The 16008-nt window shown below is 70.1% G+C and carries 17 protein-coding genes and 2 tRNA genes; 8 read left to right on the top strand and 11 right to left on the bottom strand.

The features are described 5' to 3' along the window. Window positions 1-557 precede the first annotated feature (557 nt). Window positions 558-785: a hypothetical protein gene (locus ENC19_RS12700; protein ID WP_093411487.1), complete on the top strand. Its 228-nt coding sequence runs from the start codon at window positions 558-560 to the stop codon at window positions 783-785. 4 nt (window positions 786-789) lie between these two features. Here ENC19_RS12700 and ENC19_RS12705 read toward each other — a convergent pair whose 3' ends face one another. The 6 genes from ENC19_RS12705 to ENC19_RS12730 form a co-directional block, all read right to left on the bottom strand. Then, complete coding sequence (locus ENC19_RS12705; protein ID WP_164447420.1) at window positions 790-1587, bottom strand: carbon-nitrogen hydrolase family protein; 798 nt, start codon at window positions 1585-1587, stop codon at window positions 790-792. Window positions 1588-1650: 63 nt separating this feature from the next. Beyond that, the gene (clpX, locus tag ENC19_RS12710; RefSeq protein WP_164447421.1) at window positions 1651-2946 is read right to left on the bottom strand and encodes an ATP-dependent Clp protease ATP-binding subunit ClpX; all 1296 of its coding nucleotides are present in this window, start codon (window positions 2944-2946) and stop codon (window positions 1651-1653) included. Window positions 2947-3154: 208 nt separating this feature from the next. Next, window positions 3155-3817: an ATP-dependent Clp protease proteolytic subunit gene (locus ENC19_RS12715; protein ID WP_164447422.1), complete on the bottom strand. Its 663-nt coding sequence runs from the start codon at window positions 3815-3817 to the stop codon at window positions 3155-3157. Window positions 3818-3831: 14 nt separating this feature from the next. Continuing rightward, entirely contained in the window at window positions 3832-4473 is a 642-nt protein-coding gene (locus ENC19_RS12720) for a ClpP family protease (RefSeq protein WP_099850373.1), read from the bottom strand. 170 nt (window positions 4474-4643) lie between these two features. After that, entirely contained in the window at window positions 4644-5990 is a 1347-nt protein-coding gene (gene tig, locus ENC19_RS12725; RefSeq protein WP_164447423.1) for a trigger factor, read from the bottom strand. Between the two features lie 158 nt (window positions 5991-6148). Then, window positions 6149-6222 (bottom strand) — tRNA-Pro (locus tag ENC19_RS12730). A 401-nt stretch (window positions 6223-6623) separates the two neighbouring features. Between ENC19_RS12730 and ENC19_RS12735 the strand changes: the two genes are divergently transcribed. Further along, a tRNA-Gly gene (locus tag ENC19_RS12735) sits at window positions 6624-6697 on the top strand. Between the two features lie 106 nt (window positions 6698-6803). Here the strand turns inward: ENC19_RS12735 and ENC19_RS12740 are convergent. Beyond that, a complete protein-coding gene (locus tag ENC19_RS12740; RefSeq protein ID WP_164447424.1) occupies window positions 6804-7184 on the bottom strand; it encodes a VOC family protein in 381 nt (126 codons plus the stop codon). Between the two features lie 439 nt (window positions 7185-7623). Here ENC19_RS12740 and ENC19_RS12745 point away from each other — a divergent pair, with 439 nt between their 5' ends. Next, complete coding sequence (locus ENC19_RS12745; protein ID WP_164447425.1) at window positions 7624-8196, top strand: hypothetical protein; 573 nt, start codon at window positions 7624-7626, stop codon at window positions 8194-8196. A gap of 29 nt (window positions 8197-8225) precedes the next feature. Next, window positions 8226-8507 (top strand): hypothetical protein, encoded by a 282-nt coding sequence (locus ENC19_RS12750; protein ID WP_208020893.1) that lies wholly within the window; start codon window positions 8226-8228, stop codon window positions 8505-8507. Window positions 8508-8657: 150 nt separating this feature from the next. Here ENC19_RS12750 and ENC19_RS12755 read toward each other — a convergent pair whose 3' ends face one another. Beyond that, window positions 8658-9671, bottom strand: coding sequence for a fatty acid desaturase family protein (locus ENC19_RS12755; RefSeq protein ID WP_164447426.1), 1014 nt, complete (start codon window positions 9669-9671; stop codon window positions 8658-8660). Between the two features lie 137 nt (window positions 9672-9808). Between ENC19_RS12755 and ENC19_RS12760 the strand changes: the two genes are divergently transcribed. Next, complete coding sequence (locus ENC19_RS12760) at window positions 9809-11089, top strand: sensor histidine kinase (RefSeq protein WP_164447427.1); 1281 nt, start codon at window positions 9809-9811, stop codon at window positions 11087-11089. Then, the gene (locus tag ENC19_RS12765; RefSeq protein ID WP_164447428.1) at window positions 11041-11676 is read left to right on the top strand and encodes a LuxR C-terminal-related transcriptional regulator; all 636 of its coding nucleotides are present in this window, start codon (window positions 11041-11043) and stop codon (window positions 11674-11676) included. Before ENC19_RS12760 ends, ENC19_RS12765 begins: the two co-directional genes overlap by 49 nt. 23 nt (window positions 11677-11699) lie before the next feature. On the opposite strand, the gene ENC19_RS12770 is transcribed toward ENC19_RS12765, so the two are convergent. After that, window positions 11700-12758 (bottom strand): hypothetical protein, encoded by a 1059-nt coding sequence (locus tag ENC19_RS12770; RefSeq protein WP_164447429.1) that lies wholly within the window; start codon window positions 12756-12758, stop codon window positions 11700-11702. Then, on the bottom strand, window positions 12755-13084 hold the full coding sequence (locus ENC19_RS12775; RefSeq protein ID WP_164447892.1) for a PadR family transcriptional regulator: 330 nt from the start codon (window positions 13082-13084) through the stop codon (window positions 12755-12757). Before ENC19_RS12775 ends, ENC19_RS12770 begins: the two co-directional genes overlap by 4 nt. A gap of 122 nt (window positions 13085-13206) precedes the next feature. Between ENC19_RS12775 and ENC19_RS12780 the strand changes: the two genes are divergently transcribed. Beyond that, the gene (locus ENC19_RS12780) at window positions 13207-13881 is read left to right on the top strand and encodes a DUF1028 domain-containing protein (RefSeq protein WP_164447430.1); all 675 of its coding nucleotides are present in this window, start codon (window positions 13207-13209) and stop codon (window positions 13879-13881) included. A gap of 223 nt (window positions 13882-14104) precedes the next feature. Here the strand turns inward: ENC19_RS12780 and ENC19_RS12785 are convergent, their stop codons facing one another. Further along, on the bottom strand, window positions 14105-14644 hold the full coding sequence (locus ENC19_RS12785; RefSeq protein WP_164447431.1) for a hypothetical protein: 540 nt from the start codon (window positions 14642-14644) through the stop codon (window positions 14105-14107). Between the two features lie 110 nt (window positions 14645-14754). Here ENC19_RS12785 and ENC19_RS12790 point away from each other — a divergent pair, with 110 nt between their 5' ends. Further along, the gene (locus tag ENC19_RS12790; protein ID WP_164447432.1) at window positions 14755-15984 is read left to right on the top strand and encodes a GNAT family N-acetyltransferase; all 1230 of its coding nucleotides are present in this window, start codon (window positions 14755-14757) and stop codon (window positions 15982-15984) included. Window positions 15985-16008: the final 24 nt, after the last annotated feature.

Raw genomic sequence — 16008 nt, forward strand, 5'->3', positions numbered from 1 at the left:
AACTCGGCTCCATCCAATGAAACCGCGTTTGGGGCAACCGCTCCAAACTATCCGAGCCGCGCTTCCAGGTCAACCTGAGAGATCAGGTTTCCGGAACTAAGCTCAGACCCACGCCACCGCTCGCCTTCCGGCGGTAACAGCTGTCGTGGAGAACCGCAGACCGGCCGATCATCGAAGATGACCCGCCCGGCTCCTGCCGGCCTCAGAACACTACCCGGTCGGCTTCGCGATCGCAACTCCATCTCGCAGAGTCGCCCCGCACCGCCCGGTCTCAGCCTCGCATCGACATGATCGTTGCGTAGCTGGCGCCCGTTCTCGGCCGGTTTGCCCCGGCCTCCCGCGTGCAGAGAGAAAGTTACGCGGACGCCCCGTAGAAGGCAAATCGGCCTCCATCGATGCACTGTTCGGTTCGACGCGGGCCGCTGGTCGTACGTGCTCTGCGATCGGCCCGACCTGCGGCACGGTGACCGAGAACTGGCCAAGTACGGGACGGAGTTCTCGCTGAGTGTCTTCGCGCCGACGACCACTGCGGGTTCCAACGTGCCAGAGTGTCTGGCATGGATGACGTGTCCCGGCCCGTGAGCCCGGTCCTCGCCGAGGACGCGCTGCTCGGCCTCCTGTTACCGATATGGCAGCTGCTCATCGGGGCGTTCGTACTCTTCGCGGTCCTCGTCTCGATCGGTCGCCTGGCCCGACGCGGCCCGTCCCGGATGAGTACCGCTCTCCTGATCACCGCCGCCGCCATCGCCGGCTTCGCACTCGTCGGTGTGTTGCTTCAGGGGTAGGGCCTCAGAGCCGACGGTTCGCCAGACTCGGCAACTCGGCACGGATCCGGTCAAGGCAACCCAGGTCGATGTCGGTCACCGCGAGCCCGGGTCCGTCGGGCACCTGGGACAACACCGTCCCCCACGGATCGACCACCATGCTCCGCCCGTAGCAGGTGCGGCCGGGCTCGTGATCGCCGGTCTGCCCGGCCGCCGCGACGAAGCACTGGTTCTCGATCGCGCGGGCCCGCAGCAGCACCTCCCAGTGGTCCCTGCCGGTGTGCATCATGAAGGCCGCCGGCACCACCAGCAGTCGGGCGCCGCCGACGGTGGCCAGTTGTCGGTAGAGCTCCGGGAAGCGCAGGTCATAGCAGATGGACAGACCCACCCGCAGCCCCTCGACATCGACCACGACCGGCTCGTCCCCGGGGGCCACCGTCGCGGACTCCCGATAGGAGACACGACCAGGTATTTCCACGTCGTACAGGTGGATCTTGCGATAGGCCGCGGCGAGCGTGCCGGAGCGGTCGAAGACCAGGGTGGTGTTCCAGGTACGGTCCGGATCGGGGCCGGCCTCGTGGAAGGAGCCGGCGATCAGCCAGACCCCGCGCCGACGCGCGGCGGCGGCGAAGAAGCTGCCCACCCGGCCGTCCACAGACTCCGGCGTCGGCATTCCGGCACTGGGGCCGAGATAGTCGACGTACTCCGGCAGCAGCACCAGGTCCGCGCCGGCCTCGGCCGCACGGTCGATCAGGCTTTCCGCGGCGGCGAGATTCGCCTCTCGGTCATGCCGGGAGTTGAGCTGGCAGACGGCGACGCGCATGGCTGCCAGCGTACGGGTGAGCGGGCGGCCGGGCACAGCCTGCGGTCGTGGCGCCAGCCGGGATCAGGCGGACTTCTCCTCGCGCTCGCGACGGGCGCGGCGACCCGTGAACTCGCGCGGGACAATCGTCGGGTTGACGTTCTCCAGTACCGCCTCTCGGGTGATGAGCACCCGGGCGGCGTCAGGGTTGCTGGGCACCTCGTACATCACGGAGAGCAGGACCTCTTCCATGATGGCGCGCAGCCCGCGGGCGCCGGTGCCCCGCAGCATGGCCTGGTCGGCGATTGCTTCGAGGGCCGGCCGCTCGAACTCCAGCTCCACGCCGTCCAACTCGAACAGGCGCTGGTACTGCCGGACCAGGGCGTTGCGCGGCTCGGTGAGGATCCGCACCAACGCGGTGCGGTCCAGGCTCCGGACACTCGTGATCACCGGCAGCCGACCGATGAACTCGGGGATCAACCCGAACTTGAGCATGTCCTCCGGCATCACCTGGCCGAAGATGTCGTCGGTGGAGCGGTCGGAGACCGCGCGGAGCCGGGCGCCGAAGCCGGTGCCTCCGTGCCCCGTCCGGGCCTCGATGATCTGATCCAGGCCGGCGAAGGCCCCACCGCAGATGAACAGCACGTTCGTGGTGTCAATCTGGATGAACTCCTGGTGGGGGTGCTTGCGACCGCCCTGTGGGGGCACGTTCGCGACGGTACCCTCGAGCATCTTCAACAGCGCCTGCTGGACACCCTCACCGGAGACGTCACGGGTGATCGACGGGTTCTCCGACTTACGGGCGATCTTGTCGACCTCGTCGATGTAGATGATGCCGGTCTCGGCCCGCTTGATGTCGTAGTCCGCCGCCTGGATCAGCTTGAGGAGGATGTTCTCCACGTCCTCGCCGACGTAGCCGGCCTCGGTGAGGGCGGTGGCGTCGGCGATCGCGAAGGGCACGTTCAACATCCGGGCCAGGGTCTGTGCCAGGTGGGTCTTGCCACAACCGGTCGGACCCAGCAGCAGGATGTTCGACTTGGCCAGCTCCACCCCGTCGGTGCCGGAGCCCGGAGCGCCAGCCGCCTCGGCCTGGATCCGCTTGTAGTGGTTGTAGACCGCGACGGCGAGCGCCTTCTTGGCCTGCTCCTGCCCCACGACGTAGTTGTCGAGGAACTGGCAGATCTCCATCGGCTTGGGAAGCTCTTCCCACTTCACCTCGCCGGACTCGGCCAACTCCTCTTCGATGATCTCGTTGCAGAGATCGATGCACTCGTCGCAGATGTAGACCCCGGGGCCCGCGATGAGCTTCTTGACCTGCTTCTGCGACTTCCCGCAGAAGGAGCATTTCAGTAGGTCGCCGCCGTCACCGATCCGTGCCACCTACGTTCTCCCTGCACTCATCGGCCGGAGCTCCGGCCACGACCTGCGGACGCTGACGCTCCGCCCGTCTTACTCCCGCCCCGTCGGTCGCCCGGCGAAGCGGTACGGACCCGACGTTACCCGCTGGCGGAGGTTTCTCCGACCCCCAAAACGGGTGTGTCAGAGGTCGGCCGGCAACGAGCCCGACCGACCTCTGCCCCAGTGCGGGTCAGCTGGCCGCGTTCGCGGCCAGCAGACCCTTCTTACGACTGGTGAGGATCGTGTCGACCAGCCCGTACTCGCGGGCCTCCTCGGCCGTCATGATCTTGTCGCGGTCGATGTCCTTGCGGACCAGGTCGACCGGGCGGTTGCAGTGCTTGGAGAGCATCTCCTCCAGCTGCGTGCGCATCCGCAGAATCTCCTTGGCCTGGATCTCGATGTCCGATCCCTGCCCGTAGCCGCCCTCAGTGGCCGGCTGGTGGATGATGATGCGCGAGTTCGGCAGGGCCATCCGCTTGCCCGGAGTGCCGGCCGAGAGCAGTACCGCGGCGGCCGAGGCGGCCTGGCCGAGGCAGACCGTCGAGATGTCCGGCCGGACGTACTGCATGGTGTCGTAGATCGCCGTCATCGCGGTGAACGAGCCACCCGGCGAGTTGATGTACATGATGATGTCCCGGTCGGGGTCCGTCCCCTCCAGGGTGAGCAGCTGGGCCATCACGTCGTTGGCCGACGCGTCGTCCACCTGGACGCCGAGGAAGATGATGCGGTCCTCGAAGAGCTTGTTGTACGGGTTGGACTCCTTGACCCCGTACGACGTGCGCTCGACGAACGACGGCAGAACATAGCGGTTGTGCACGGCCGCGAACTGGGGCGGCAGGCTCAGGTCGGTCATCGTCTGCTCCTCGATCAGCTCAGGGTCCCGGCGCCCTCGGGAACCTGGGCGGCTCCCGTGATCACCTTGTCGATGAAGCCGTAGTCGACGGCCTCCTGGGCGGTGAACCAGCGGTCCCGGTCCGAGTCCGCCTCGATCTGCGCCGGCTGCTGACCGGTGTGGAAGGCGACGCGCTCCTGGAACATCCGCTTGGTGTACAGCATCTGCTCGGCCTGGATGGCGATGTCGGCGGCGGTGCCGCCCATCCCACCAGAGGGCTGGTGCATCATGATCCGGGCGTGCGGGAGGGCGTAACGCTTGCCCTTCGTGCCCGCACAGAGCAGCAGCTGGCCCATGGACGCGGCCATGCCCATCGCCACGGTCGACACATCGTTGTCGATGAACTGCATCGTGTCGTAGATGGCCATGCCGGAGTAGACCGAGCCACCGGGCGAGTTGATCCAGAGGTTGATGTCGCGGTCCGGGTCCTCCGCGGCGAGCAGCAGCAGCTGCGCGCAGATGCGGTTGGCGACCTGGTCGGTCACCTCGCTGCCCAGGAAGACGATCCGCTCCTTGAGCAACCGGTTGTAGACCGAGTCGTCGAGGTTGCCAATGGTGTCACCGCCGCGGGCCTCGATCGCCCGTAGCGGCTTCGCTGGGATGTGCATGTCGGTCATGGCAGCCCTTCGCTCTCCGTACCGTCGTGTCCGACACTAACCGCTTGGCCGGTCGCCGGACTCCCGGTCCGGGCACTGTTCGCTCTCAGCGCAGCAGGCCGAAGGCGTACCCGGAAAAGGGATCGGGCCACCACCCACCGCGACCGGCGGACGGTGGCCCGACCCGGCGATCAGTGCTCGTGCGAGTGCTCCTGCTCGCTCGCCTCACGCAGCGCGTCCATGGTCACCACATTGCCGGCCGAGTCCTTGATCGTGATGCGCTCCATCACCGAGGCCAGCGCCTTGCCCCGCCGGACGTCGCCGTAGACCGCGCCGGCGGTGCCGGAGCGGACGAGCTGGTCGTAGTACTGCTGGGGGGCCATGCCGGCACGCTGGGCCCGGTGGACGATCTCGTGACCGAACTCGTCGTCGGAGACCTGCACGTCCTCGGCGTCGGCGAGGGTGTCCAGCAGCAGCTGGACCTTGACGCCCTGGGTGGCGGCGTCGGTCAGCTCGGCGTCGATCTGCTCCTCGGTCTTCTCCTCGGCGGCGAGGTAGTCCTCCATCGAGGCGCCGATGCGCTCCAGTTGGTCGGCCATCGCCTCCTTGCGGCTCTCCACCTCGTCGCGGATCACGCCTTCCGGCGCCGGCACGGCGGCGGCCTCGACGAGCTGCTCCAGGGCCTTGTCGCGGGCGGCGTAGATCTGCTCGACCCGCTTACCCCGGGTGACCCGCTCGCGCAGATCCCCCCGCAGCTCCTCGATGGTGTCGAACTCGCTGGCGAGCTGGGCGAACTCGTCGTTCAGCTCCGGCAGCTCCTTCTCCTTGACCGTCCGCACGGTCACCAGCACCTCAGCCTCACGACCGGCGAAGTCGCCGCCCACGAGCTGGGTGGTGAAGGTGGTGTCCTCGCCGGCGGAGAGGCCCACGACCGCCTCGTCCAGGCCCGGCAGGAGCTGCTTGCTGCCCACCTCGTGCGAGATGTTGCTGGCCGAGCCGCCGGGCACCTCCTCGCCGTCGACGGTGGCCCGCAGGTCGATCTGGACGTAGTCGCCCTCGGCGGCGGCACGCTCGACGGTCTTCAGGGTGGCGAACCGCTCACGCAGGCCGTTCACCTGCTCGTCGATCTCGCTGTCGTCGACCTGCAACTCGTCGACGGTGACCTCGATCGAGGCCAGGTCGGGCACGGTGATCTCCGGCCGGACGTCCACCTCGGCGGTGAAGTTGAGCGAGTCACCGTCGTTGAACTCGGTGATGTCGACCTCGGGACGGCCAAGAGTCTTCAGGTCGTGCTCACGGACCGCGGCGAGGATGTTCTGCGGGATCGCCTCCTGCACCGCCTCGTTGAGCACGGCGCCCCGACCGACCCGCTGGTCGATGATCGCCGGCGGCACCTTCCCCTTGCGGAAGCCGGGGATCTGGATCTGCTGGCCGATCTCCCGGTACGCCTTCTTGAGGCTCGGCTCGAGCTCGACGAACGGCACCTCGATGGCGAGCCGCACGCGCGTCGGGCTCAGAGTCTCGACGGTGCTCTTCACAGGCGTACTCCTTGACGGATCTCGGTTGATTCTGGGCGCACTTTCGGCCCATCGAGTGTAGGCGAGCCGGCACGCCGGACCAGCAGCGCCCGGGGCCGGCGGCGGGCCTGCCCCGGCCCGCCGGTCGTCCAGGTGCCGCCGTCTGGTGCTTACGGCAGTCGGGGTGGCGGGATTTGAACCCACGGCCCCTCGCTCCCAAAGCGAGTGCGCTACCAAGCTGCGCCACACCCCGTGGCGACGAGCAGTCTATGCCGTCCCTCCGACAACCGGATGCCGGGGCGTCACCCAACGCGCCGAACGAGGACAAATCAGACACCGGCGCTCCAGGGCGGCTGGGCGGCTGGGCGGCTGGGCGGCTGGGCGGCTGGGCGGCTGGGCGGCTGGGCGGCTGGGCGGCTGGGCGGCTGGGCGGCTGGGCGGCTGGGCGGCTGGGCGGCTGGGCGGCTGGGCGGCTGGGCGGCTGGGCGGCTGGGCGGCTGGGCGCAGTTTGCGGGATGTTGCGGTTTCCCGGCCTCGTGACACCGCAACATCCCGCATGTTGCGTCGATCAAGGCCGGCGGCACGGGGATACGGCCGCGCAGCCGCCGCGGGTATTGGGTAGGCTGTCGGGCGCACCCGGTCCTCCGGGTGTACGCGGGCGTAGCTCAATGGCAGAGCTTCAGTCTTCCAAACTGACGGTGCGGGTTCGATTCCCGTCGCCCGCTCCACGAGTGGCCCAGGTCAGACACGGTACCGACCTGGGCCATGTTCATGGCTACCGCTTGCCTTCCCGGCGCGCCTGCACAGCATCGACAACTTCGGAGCGATGAACCGTCAGAGTGGGTCGAGGCGGCGCTTGAGCAGGCAGAACTCGTTGCCTTCCGGATCGGCGAGGACGTGCCAGGACGCATCCGCGGGCTGACCCATGTCGACGGGTACGGCGCCGGCGGCCAGGAGGCGTTCGAGCTCGGCGTCCTGATCGCGGTCCGTGGGGTTCACATCGATGTGCAGCCGGGCATGCCCATTCTTCGGCTCGTCGTCGCGGATGAGGAAGATCGTCGGCTGCGGGCCGCCGAACCCTTCGCGCGGGCCTATCTCGATGTAGACCTCCTCCTCACGATCGAGCTCGACGAAGTCGAGGACTTCGCACCAGAACCGCGCCAGCACCTCGGGGTCGCGGCATTTGAGCACGATTTCACCGATTCGGCATGCCATTGACGAGACCTACTCTCAAGCATCGGAACTGCCGGGGCGGCCGCAGGCGAATCTCATGAGCCCCCCGCAGTGAGTGCAAGCCCGCGATGGTACCGGGCGGGGCGAGTGGGCTCGGAGTTCCGGCCCTCGCCTGGCCTGGGGCCGAGGAACAGGCCGGCCATTCCCACAGCATGCCTGTCATCGCCTGCCGACGAGCCATCCACGACCATCTGCCCCACCGCGAGGCGGTGTGGATTCGCCAGGCGCGACTTGGCCGGCACCGACCGTGGTGGGGCCGAATGCTCCGCCATGTCCTGTCCCCCTGTTGCGCCTGTCCGATCAAGCCGGAACAGCACGGGCCAGTCAGCCGTCAGCGTGGCAGACGCGGCGTACTGCCGCTGTCCCGCGATCAGAGAAATATGGGCACCCCCGTGCGCGTGGTGCTGCCACGATTGCCACCGTGACTGGCGACCGGCCGACCGGAGACTCCCGCGTCTGGCGTAGCGCGCTGCTGGCTCGCGTGGTCGCGGAGATCGAGGCGGAGATCCGTCGGGCGTGGGAAGGTCTCCTCTTCGATCTTGAGGTCGAACCCGATTCCGCCGAGGCGGTCGAGTTGGCCTGGCTGGTGGCCGATGATCCGGCGGCGTACGACTGGCGGACCGTCGACGGCGCGCTCGACCTGTTGAGCTGTCCGGCGTGCGGATCACGGCTGGCCCAGAGGCCGGCCGCGTGCGAGACGTGCGAGTTCCATCACCGGATGCGCTTCGGTGCCCGGGAGGTGGACCGTCGGCACGTTCCGCCCGGCAACGAGCACGCCCTGCGGGTGGCGAGCGCGGTGACGCGTACCCGTCATCGTTATTCGGCCCGGGCCCGGGTGGGCTACGAGCTGATGCTGCCGGACCTGGTTGCCGGTGCGCTGCCCACCACCAGGCAGGCGCAGGCCGGCAAGGCCCTGATAAACAAGCTGACCGATGATGAGTGTGACCGCGTGGTCAGCTTCGCCCAGGTCGAACAGTTGGCGCGCGGTCGCTGATCCCACCGTCACGAGCGTCTGGAGTGGCCATGTCCGGCGAACCGGAGCCGGGTTTGCAGCCCGAGTGGCTGCGGCCCGACCAGGAGCAGGGTGATCCGATCCTGCTGACCGTCGACGGGCAGGTCTTCCGGGTGTCGGCCCGGGCGGACGCACCCGGCACGTACGACTTCGACTGGCTCAGCGGGCCGCACGAGTACGGTTTCGGGCTGTCCCGGTCCGACGGCTCGGTGATGAGCCTGGCCGAGATGGAGACGGCGATCCGCGAGTCCCTCGCCGAGATCGACCCCGCCACCGGCTACCTGGCGGAGTGACAGCCTCCGGCAACGACACCGACGGCAGCGCCGCAACGACCACTACGGCAGATCCGCGACGACACCATCGGCAGAGCCGGCACCGTCACCGGGAGCCGAGCCGGCGCTGCGACCAAGGTCGGTGACACGATGCCCACGCACCGCCGGGACTCAGCGGGCCGCATGTTCCGCGCGGGCGGGGGCACCGACCTCGTGCAGGTGTCGTAGGGCCTGACGGTAGGAGTCGATGAGACCGGTCTGTTCATAGGCGACGCCGATCTCGGCGCAGTACGCCTGCACGATGGGCTGGGCCCTGCGCAGGTTGGGGGTGGGCATGCCGGGGAACAGGTGGTGTTCGATCTGGTAGTTCAGGCCGCCGAGCGCCACGTCGGTGAGCCAGTTGCCGCGCACGTTGCGGGAGGTCAGCACCTGCTTGCGCAGGAAGTCCTCGGTGCCGGTCGGGTGCGGCATGCCCTTGTGGTTGGGGGCGAACGTCAGGCCCAGGTAGACACCGAACAGTGCCTGGTGCAGCAGCAGGAAGGCGACAGCCTGGAGTGGCGTGAGGACCACCAGCAGCGTCGCGAGGTAGCCGACGGCGTGCAGCACCAGCAGGGCGCTCTCCACGCCTCGGCGCCGCACCGTGCCGTCGCGCAGGGCCTTGACGCTTGACACCTTGAGGCTGACCGCGAGCAACGTCAGCAGCGGGAAGAAGAGCGTGGCCTGGTGTCGGGTGATGAAGCCTTTCAGGCCCCGCCGGCCGACCGCCGTCTCGGCGGCCCAGACGAGCACCTCGGGGGCCACGTCCGGGTCGAGGTCGTCGTGGTTGGGGTTGTTGTGGTGGCGGGTGTGCTTGTCCATCCACCAGCCGTAGCTCATGCCGACGCCGAGGTTCCCGGCGAGCAGCCCGGCGAGTTCGCTGGGTCGCCTGGTGCGGAAGACCTGACGGTGTGCCAGGTCGTGTGCCACGAGGGCCACCTGGGCGAACGTGACGGCGAGGAAGACCGCCGTGACCATCTGCCACCAGGAGGAGCCGATGACGAGGAACGCCGTCCAACCGCCGACGTACATGAGCGCGACGGCGCCCAGGCGGACGAGGTAGTAGGCGGGCCGGCGCCGCATCAGTCCCGCTGCGGTGATCCGGCGGGCGAGCGCGGCGAAGTCGCTGCCGGTCGTCGTGGTCGTCATGACTCCACCGAACCATCCACGATCCGCGCCGTCAGGAGCGCTGTCTCCCGCTGTCGTGGGGGTGCTGGCACCACCGACGAACGGCGGCCGCCATGGGCAGAATGTGACCTGTGGACGTGGCCGGAGCTGGTGAACGGATGGCCCCGTGGGTCCGCCGGGGGCTGCGGTCGGTGGGTGCCGGGTTGGCCGCGATCGGTCTGTCGCTCACGAACGTCCCGCTGCTCGTCCTGTCGGTTGTCGCGTTGGTGCTGGTGCCGGTGCCCTTCCTCGGCATGGCGCTGGTGCCCTGGACGACGAGGTTGGTCAGGAGACGCACCGATCTTGAGCGGCGGCTCGCCGCCCGGGCCGGCGTCCCGGTGGCGCGCCCGTACCAGCCGCCTCCGGAGCGGAGCGTGCCCGGCGGGTGGCGCCGCTTCCGCTGGGTCGTCACCGACCCGGCCACCTGGCGGGATCTGGCCTGGCTGGTGCCGGGCGCCCTCGTCGGGATCATCCTCGGCGCGATCACGCTGGCCGTGCCGTTGTACGGGCTGGCGGGGCTGACGCTCACGCCGGTGTGGATCTGGCTCGGCACCGACTGGTACGGCTACGGCACCGTCTGGTCGGTCGACAGCTTGGGCGAGGCGCTGCTCTGCGTTCCGCAGGGTGCGGCGATCCTGGCCGTCGGCCTGTGGTCGGCGCCGTGGTTGCGGCGCGTCGACGCCTTCTTCGACCGGCTCCTCCTCGCGCCGACCCGGGCAGCCGAACTCCGGCTGCGGGTCACCCAGCTGACCGTGACCCGCGCCGACACGGTGGACGCTCAGGCCGCCGAGCTGCGCCGAATCGAACGCGACCTGCACGACGGCGTCCAGGCCCGACTCGTCTCGCTGGGCATGATGATCGGTCTCGCCGACGAACTGATCGACCGGGATCCGGCTGCGGCGCACGAGCTGCTCGCCGAGGCGCGCGAGTCGAGCGGCACGGCGCTTGTCGAGCTGCGGCACCTGGTACGCGGCATCCACCCACCCGTACTGGCGGAGCGTGGTCTGGAGGGTGCGGTGCGGGCGCTGGCGCTCAGCCTGCCCGTGCCGATCACGGTCGACGCCGAGCTTCCCGGTCGGCTCGACACTCCGGTCGAGTCGGCGGCGTATTTCGCCCTGGCCGAGACGCTGACGAACGTGGTCCGGCATAGTCGCGCGCGGCACGCGTGGGTGTCGCTGCGCCACGCCGAGGGGCGGCTGACGATGGTGGTGACCGACGACGGTGCCGGCGGTGCCGACTGCGCCGCCGGCACCGGCCTGCGCGGTATCGAGCGTCGCCTCGCCGCCTTCGATGGCACGATGACGCTGTCGAGCCCGCCCGGCGGGCCCACCGTCGTCACCATGGAGCTGCCGTGCGCGCTGTCATCGCCGAGGACCACGCACTCCTTCGCGACGGACTGACCCGGATCCTGCAGGCCTTCGACTTCGACGTCGTCGCGTCCGTCGACAACGGCCCGGCCCTGCTACCCGCCCTGGTCACCCACCGGCCCGAGGTGGCGGTGGTCGACGTCCGCCTCCCACCGACGTTCACCGACGAGGGCCTGCAGGCCGCGATCGCGGCCCGCAGCCGGATACCCGGCCTGCCGATCCTCGTGCTCTCCCAGCACGTCGAGCCCCTGTACGCCCGGGAACTGCTCAGCACTCCCCAGGGCGGCGTCGGCTACCTGCTCAAGGATCGGGTCTCCAACATCGGCGAGTTCGTCGACGCCGTCCGCCGCGTCGCCGCGGGCGGCAGCGCGATGGACCCCGAGGTGATCTCACAGCTGCTCGCCCGCCGCGAGCCGTTGGCGATCCTCACGGTCCGCGAACGGGAGGTGCTCGGCGCGATGGCCGAGGGGCGCTCCAACGCGGCGATCGCCGCCAAGCTCCGCATCACCGAGAAGGCGGTGAGCAAGCACATCAACAACATCCTCACCAAGCTGGACATGCCGCCCTCCGACGACCACAACCGCCGGGTGCTGGCCGTGCTGGCCTATCTCAACGCCTGAGGTGCCACGCGTACCGGCTCCGATCAGTCGGCGGTGTGGGGTGGCTGCGCGGCAGCCGACACCGACGGCAGGTGGCGCAGCAGCCGGAAGGCCAGGACGGCCAGGGGTACACCGACCGCCAGGACGGCGACGATCTGCACCGAGGCGATCGTCAGCAGTGCCGTGCGCTGCACCTGACCGACGAGGTCGGGCAGGGTCGCGGTGCGCTGGACGAGCGCGGTCGCGGCGAGTATGACCAGCGCCAGCGACCAGGGCAGGGTGCGAGACGGTGGGCGGAAGGCCCGTACGCCCAGGTGGACCACCATCGCAACGACGACCAGCACGCAGCACAGGCCCGGCCAGTCCAGCAGCCGCAGCGCCGGCATGCTCGCCTGGGCGACGAACAGCGGTACGGGAACCGCGAGGATGCCCACCGGTAAGGCCAGGAGCCAGCGTCGGCGCGCCACCGGCACACCGTCGCGGTGCACGGCCGACATCGCGACCAGCAGGAGAAGCTCGACGACCAGCATCGCCCACGCCGCCACGGTCAGCGGTGCGGGGCCGGCGGCCTGCTCGACGGCGACGGTGACGGCCTGCGGCGCGATGGCGATCACGGCCACCGCCTGGGCCACCCGCCGGTGCCCGAGGACCAGGGCGAGGAAGGCCGGCAACCAGGCGTACCCCGCGACGTGCAAGGTGGCCTGCCAAGTGCCGATGGGCGGCACGAGAGCCCATTCGGACGCGGGGGCGGGCAACCAGCTCAGCGCGCCGGTGAGCCACAGCGTGACGGCGAGGCCGACGGTGGCCATGGCCGCCTGGGTAAGCACGCCGGTCAGCACCGCCAGGCGGACCGCCTGCCCCCAGACGTACGGGCGCGGTGGCGCGTCCGGCCCGCCGATCCGTAACCGGACGGCGAGCGACAGGATGCTGGTCATCTCCGCCAGGCTGGGGCGTCCGTGGTCCGCGAGGTATTCGTCGGTCTCGGCGTCGCCGGTCTGCATGGTCTCCAGGAAGGCGGCGACCATGTCGTCCTCCCACTGCCGCCGGTATCCGGCGGGCAGCAGCCGCAGCACCCGGCGGTAACGCTCCTCCAGCCGGCTCATGCGGACGTCCCCTCGATCGGGTTCTGCCGGCGCAACCGGATCGAGGCGAGCCGGGCGTTGGCGGCCAACCGTCGGGCCTCCGCGTCGAGGGCGTGGCGTCCCCGTTCGGTCAGCCGGTAGTACCGGCGCAGCCGGCCCTGCCAGGCCTCCTCGCGGTCCAGCTCGATCAGGCCGCCACCGACGAGCCGGTCCAGCGCTCCGTACAGTGACCCGATTTTCAGCCGCACCCGGCCCTGGGACAGGTCCGTCACCTCGGCGACGATGCCGTAACCGTGACGCGGGCCGTCGAGCAGCGCGGTGAGGACGAAGAAGGTCGGTTCGGTCATCGCCCCGGAACTCATCGGACCAATATAATGGCCAACACGATATCTTGGCCAGCACGCGGCTGGCACAACCAGCGTCACCGGATGGGCGGCATGCCCGGTGTGCTGCCGGGTAGGCGGCGGCGGTGACCTTCTCGATCGTCGCCCGCTGTGGGCGTTCCGGGCAGTTGGGCGTGGCGGCGCTGACCGCGAAGCCGGGTGTCGGCAAGCTGGTGGCGCACGTCCATCCCCACGGCGCCGTGGCCACCCAGGCGCTGCCCAACCCGTTCCTCGCCTACGACGGTCTGCCGCTGCTCGGCGACGGCCGTACGCCGGAGGACGTGGTGACCGAGCTGCTCGACCGCGACCCGGGTCGGGACGTACGGCAGGTTGGCATGGTCGACCGGGACGGACGCTCGTACGCCTTCACCGGTGCCCGCACCCTGGACTGGTCGGGCCATCGCACCGGCACCGGCTATGCGGTGCAGGGCAACCGGCTGGTGGGCGCGGAGCCTCTCGACGAGATCGTGCGGGCGTACCAAGGCGGCGAGGATCTCGACCTGGCCGAACGGCTGCTGCTCGCGATCGAACTGGGTGAGGACGCCGGCGGTGACCGGCACGGGGCGCGCTCGGCGACCGTCATGGTGATCGGCGAGCAGCCGTATCCGCTGTGGGACCTGCGGGTCGACGACCACGATCATCCGGCGAAGGAGCTACGCCGGCTGTACGACGTCTTCCACGAGGAGGTGGCCACCGCCGTACGGCAGTTGCCCACCCGGGACGACCCGATGGGCGAAGCGGCCCGACGGGCGCTCGGCTGATGCGATGGCTGGGAGCTCACCGGCCGTTCCGGGCCCGGACGGCGCGGCCGGAGTCCCCACCGGCTGGGGATGAATCGCTTCGGGCTGGGTAAGCAGGCCGCCGTCCTGGTGGAGTGACGACCTCGGTCGCGGTGTCGCGGCCACCTCCCGGGCGGGCCGGCCGACGGACCGGCCCGCCCGGCGGCCGGGAACCTCACGCGGGTGTCCCACCGCCGGACAGGGTCTAGTTGGTCAGCCAGTTCCAGGCGTCCATGATCCACTGAGTCTGTTGCAGGAACGCGACGCCGAGACCGGTCAGGAAGACCGCCGTGACCAGGTGCGCTCCCCGGGCGGTGCGTCGTACCCGACCCAACTGCCGTTCCAGCACCACCCGGCCGAGCAGTCGGGCCAGGGTGAACAACCCGGCCGCGACCAGCAGGCTCAGCACGAAGATCACGATCGGTCCGACGAGGTCGCCGCCGCCGGAGATCGCCCAGATCCCCCAGCAGACGAACGCGAACAGGGCCCCGGCGAAGCTCCACTCGCCGCCACGCTTCAGTCGGGCCACGTGCCAGCTCAACGGTTGTCGCGGCACCGGTTCGCCCGGCCAGCCGGTGCCGGTCGGCGCGTGCTCCACCGTCGGGAACGGCTCGGTACGCGGCGCGCGGGCGCCGACCTGGGCCACGCCCCGGCGGTACGGGTCGCGCTGCGGCGGCACCCCGCCACCGGGCTGCGGTGGCACCTCGACGGTCCGCTCCGCCCACGGTTGCGTCTGCTCGGCCATGTCGTTCCCTCCCCTTCACCGACGGCGCCCCCGGACGCCGCTGGAGACTTCGAGGGTAGCCAGCCCGCAAATCGGTCGCCGTACCCACACCGATCGGCTAGACACGAGCGGTGACCACCTCCACTCTGCCGATCGAAACCGCCAACGCCGACTTCGACGAGATGAACGGGTTCCTCGGTTCCCTGTTCCACCACCCGGTCGACAGCGAGGCCCAGGAAGCCGAACGTCCGATCTTCGAACCGGAACGCGCGCTGCAGATACGCGACGGATCCGACCTGGTCGCCACCGCCATCGCGTTCACCCGGCAGCTCGGCGTGCCCGGTGGTGACCTGGCCGCCGCGCACGTGAGCATGGTCGGGGTCGCGCCCACCCACCGTCGGCGGGGCCTGCTCACCGCGATGATGCACCACCAGCTGCGTCAGATCTACGACAGTCGCCGGGAGCCGGTCGCGGTGCTCTGGGCCAGCGAGGGCCAGATCTATCCGCGCTTCGGCTACGGCCTGGCCTCCCAGCGGTTCCACGTCTCCGGCGAGACCGCCGAACTCCGGCTACCGGCACCGACGCCGGGCGAGGGCCGGCTGCGCCTGGACCGGCCGACCGACCGCCAGGCCGACCTGGCCCGGGTGTACGAGCACGTACGCGCCGATCGCCCCGGCTGGTCGGTGCGCGACGACCGGTGGTGGCGGTACGTGCTCGTCGACCCGCAGGCGCACCGTGGTGGGGCCACCGAGCGGCGGGTGGTGTTGCACGAGGGACCCGACGGTGTCGACGGCTACGGGCTGTTTCGCACCAAGGCCGAGTGGGACGACGGTGGCCCGAACAGTCTCACCACGGTCGACGAGGTGGTGGCGAGCACCCCGGCGGGGTACCTGGCGATGTGGCGGATGCTGCTCTCGCTCGACCTGACCCGACGGGTCGCGTGGATGCGGGCGGCGGTGGACGAGCCGCTGCTGCGGCTGCTGAACGAACCGCGCCGACTCAACTGCCGGCTGGTCGACGCGCTGTGGGTACGGGTGGTGGACGTGCCGGCCGCGCTCGCCGCCCGGCGCTACGCCACCGACGTCGACGTGGTCATCGAGGTGACCGACCACCTGCTGCCGGAGAACACCGGCCGGTGGCGGCTGCGCGGCGGGCCGGCCGAGGCGACCTGTACACCGGCGATCGGACCGGCCGACCTGGCCTGCGACGTACGCTGCCTCGGCGAGCTGTACCTCGGCGGCGTGAACCCGACCGCGCTGGCCGACGCCGGTCGGCTCCGCGAGCTGTGCCCCGGCGCGCTCACCGCCGCCGGTCCCGCCTTCACCTGGCACCGAGCCCCCTCCGCCATGGAGATCTTCTGACCGCCGGCGATGGGGGTACGGTCG

It is taken from the genome of Verrucosispora sioxanthis (genome assembly GCF_010560025.1).
In the GTDB taxonomy this organism is placed as follows: domain Bacteria; phylum Actinomycetota; class Actinomycetes; order Mycobacteriales; family Micromonosporaceae; genus Micromonospora; species Micromonospora palythoicola.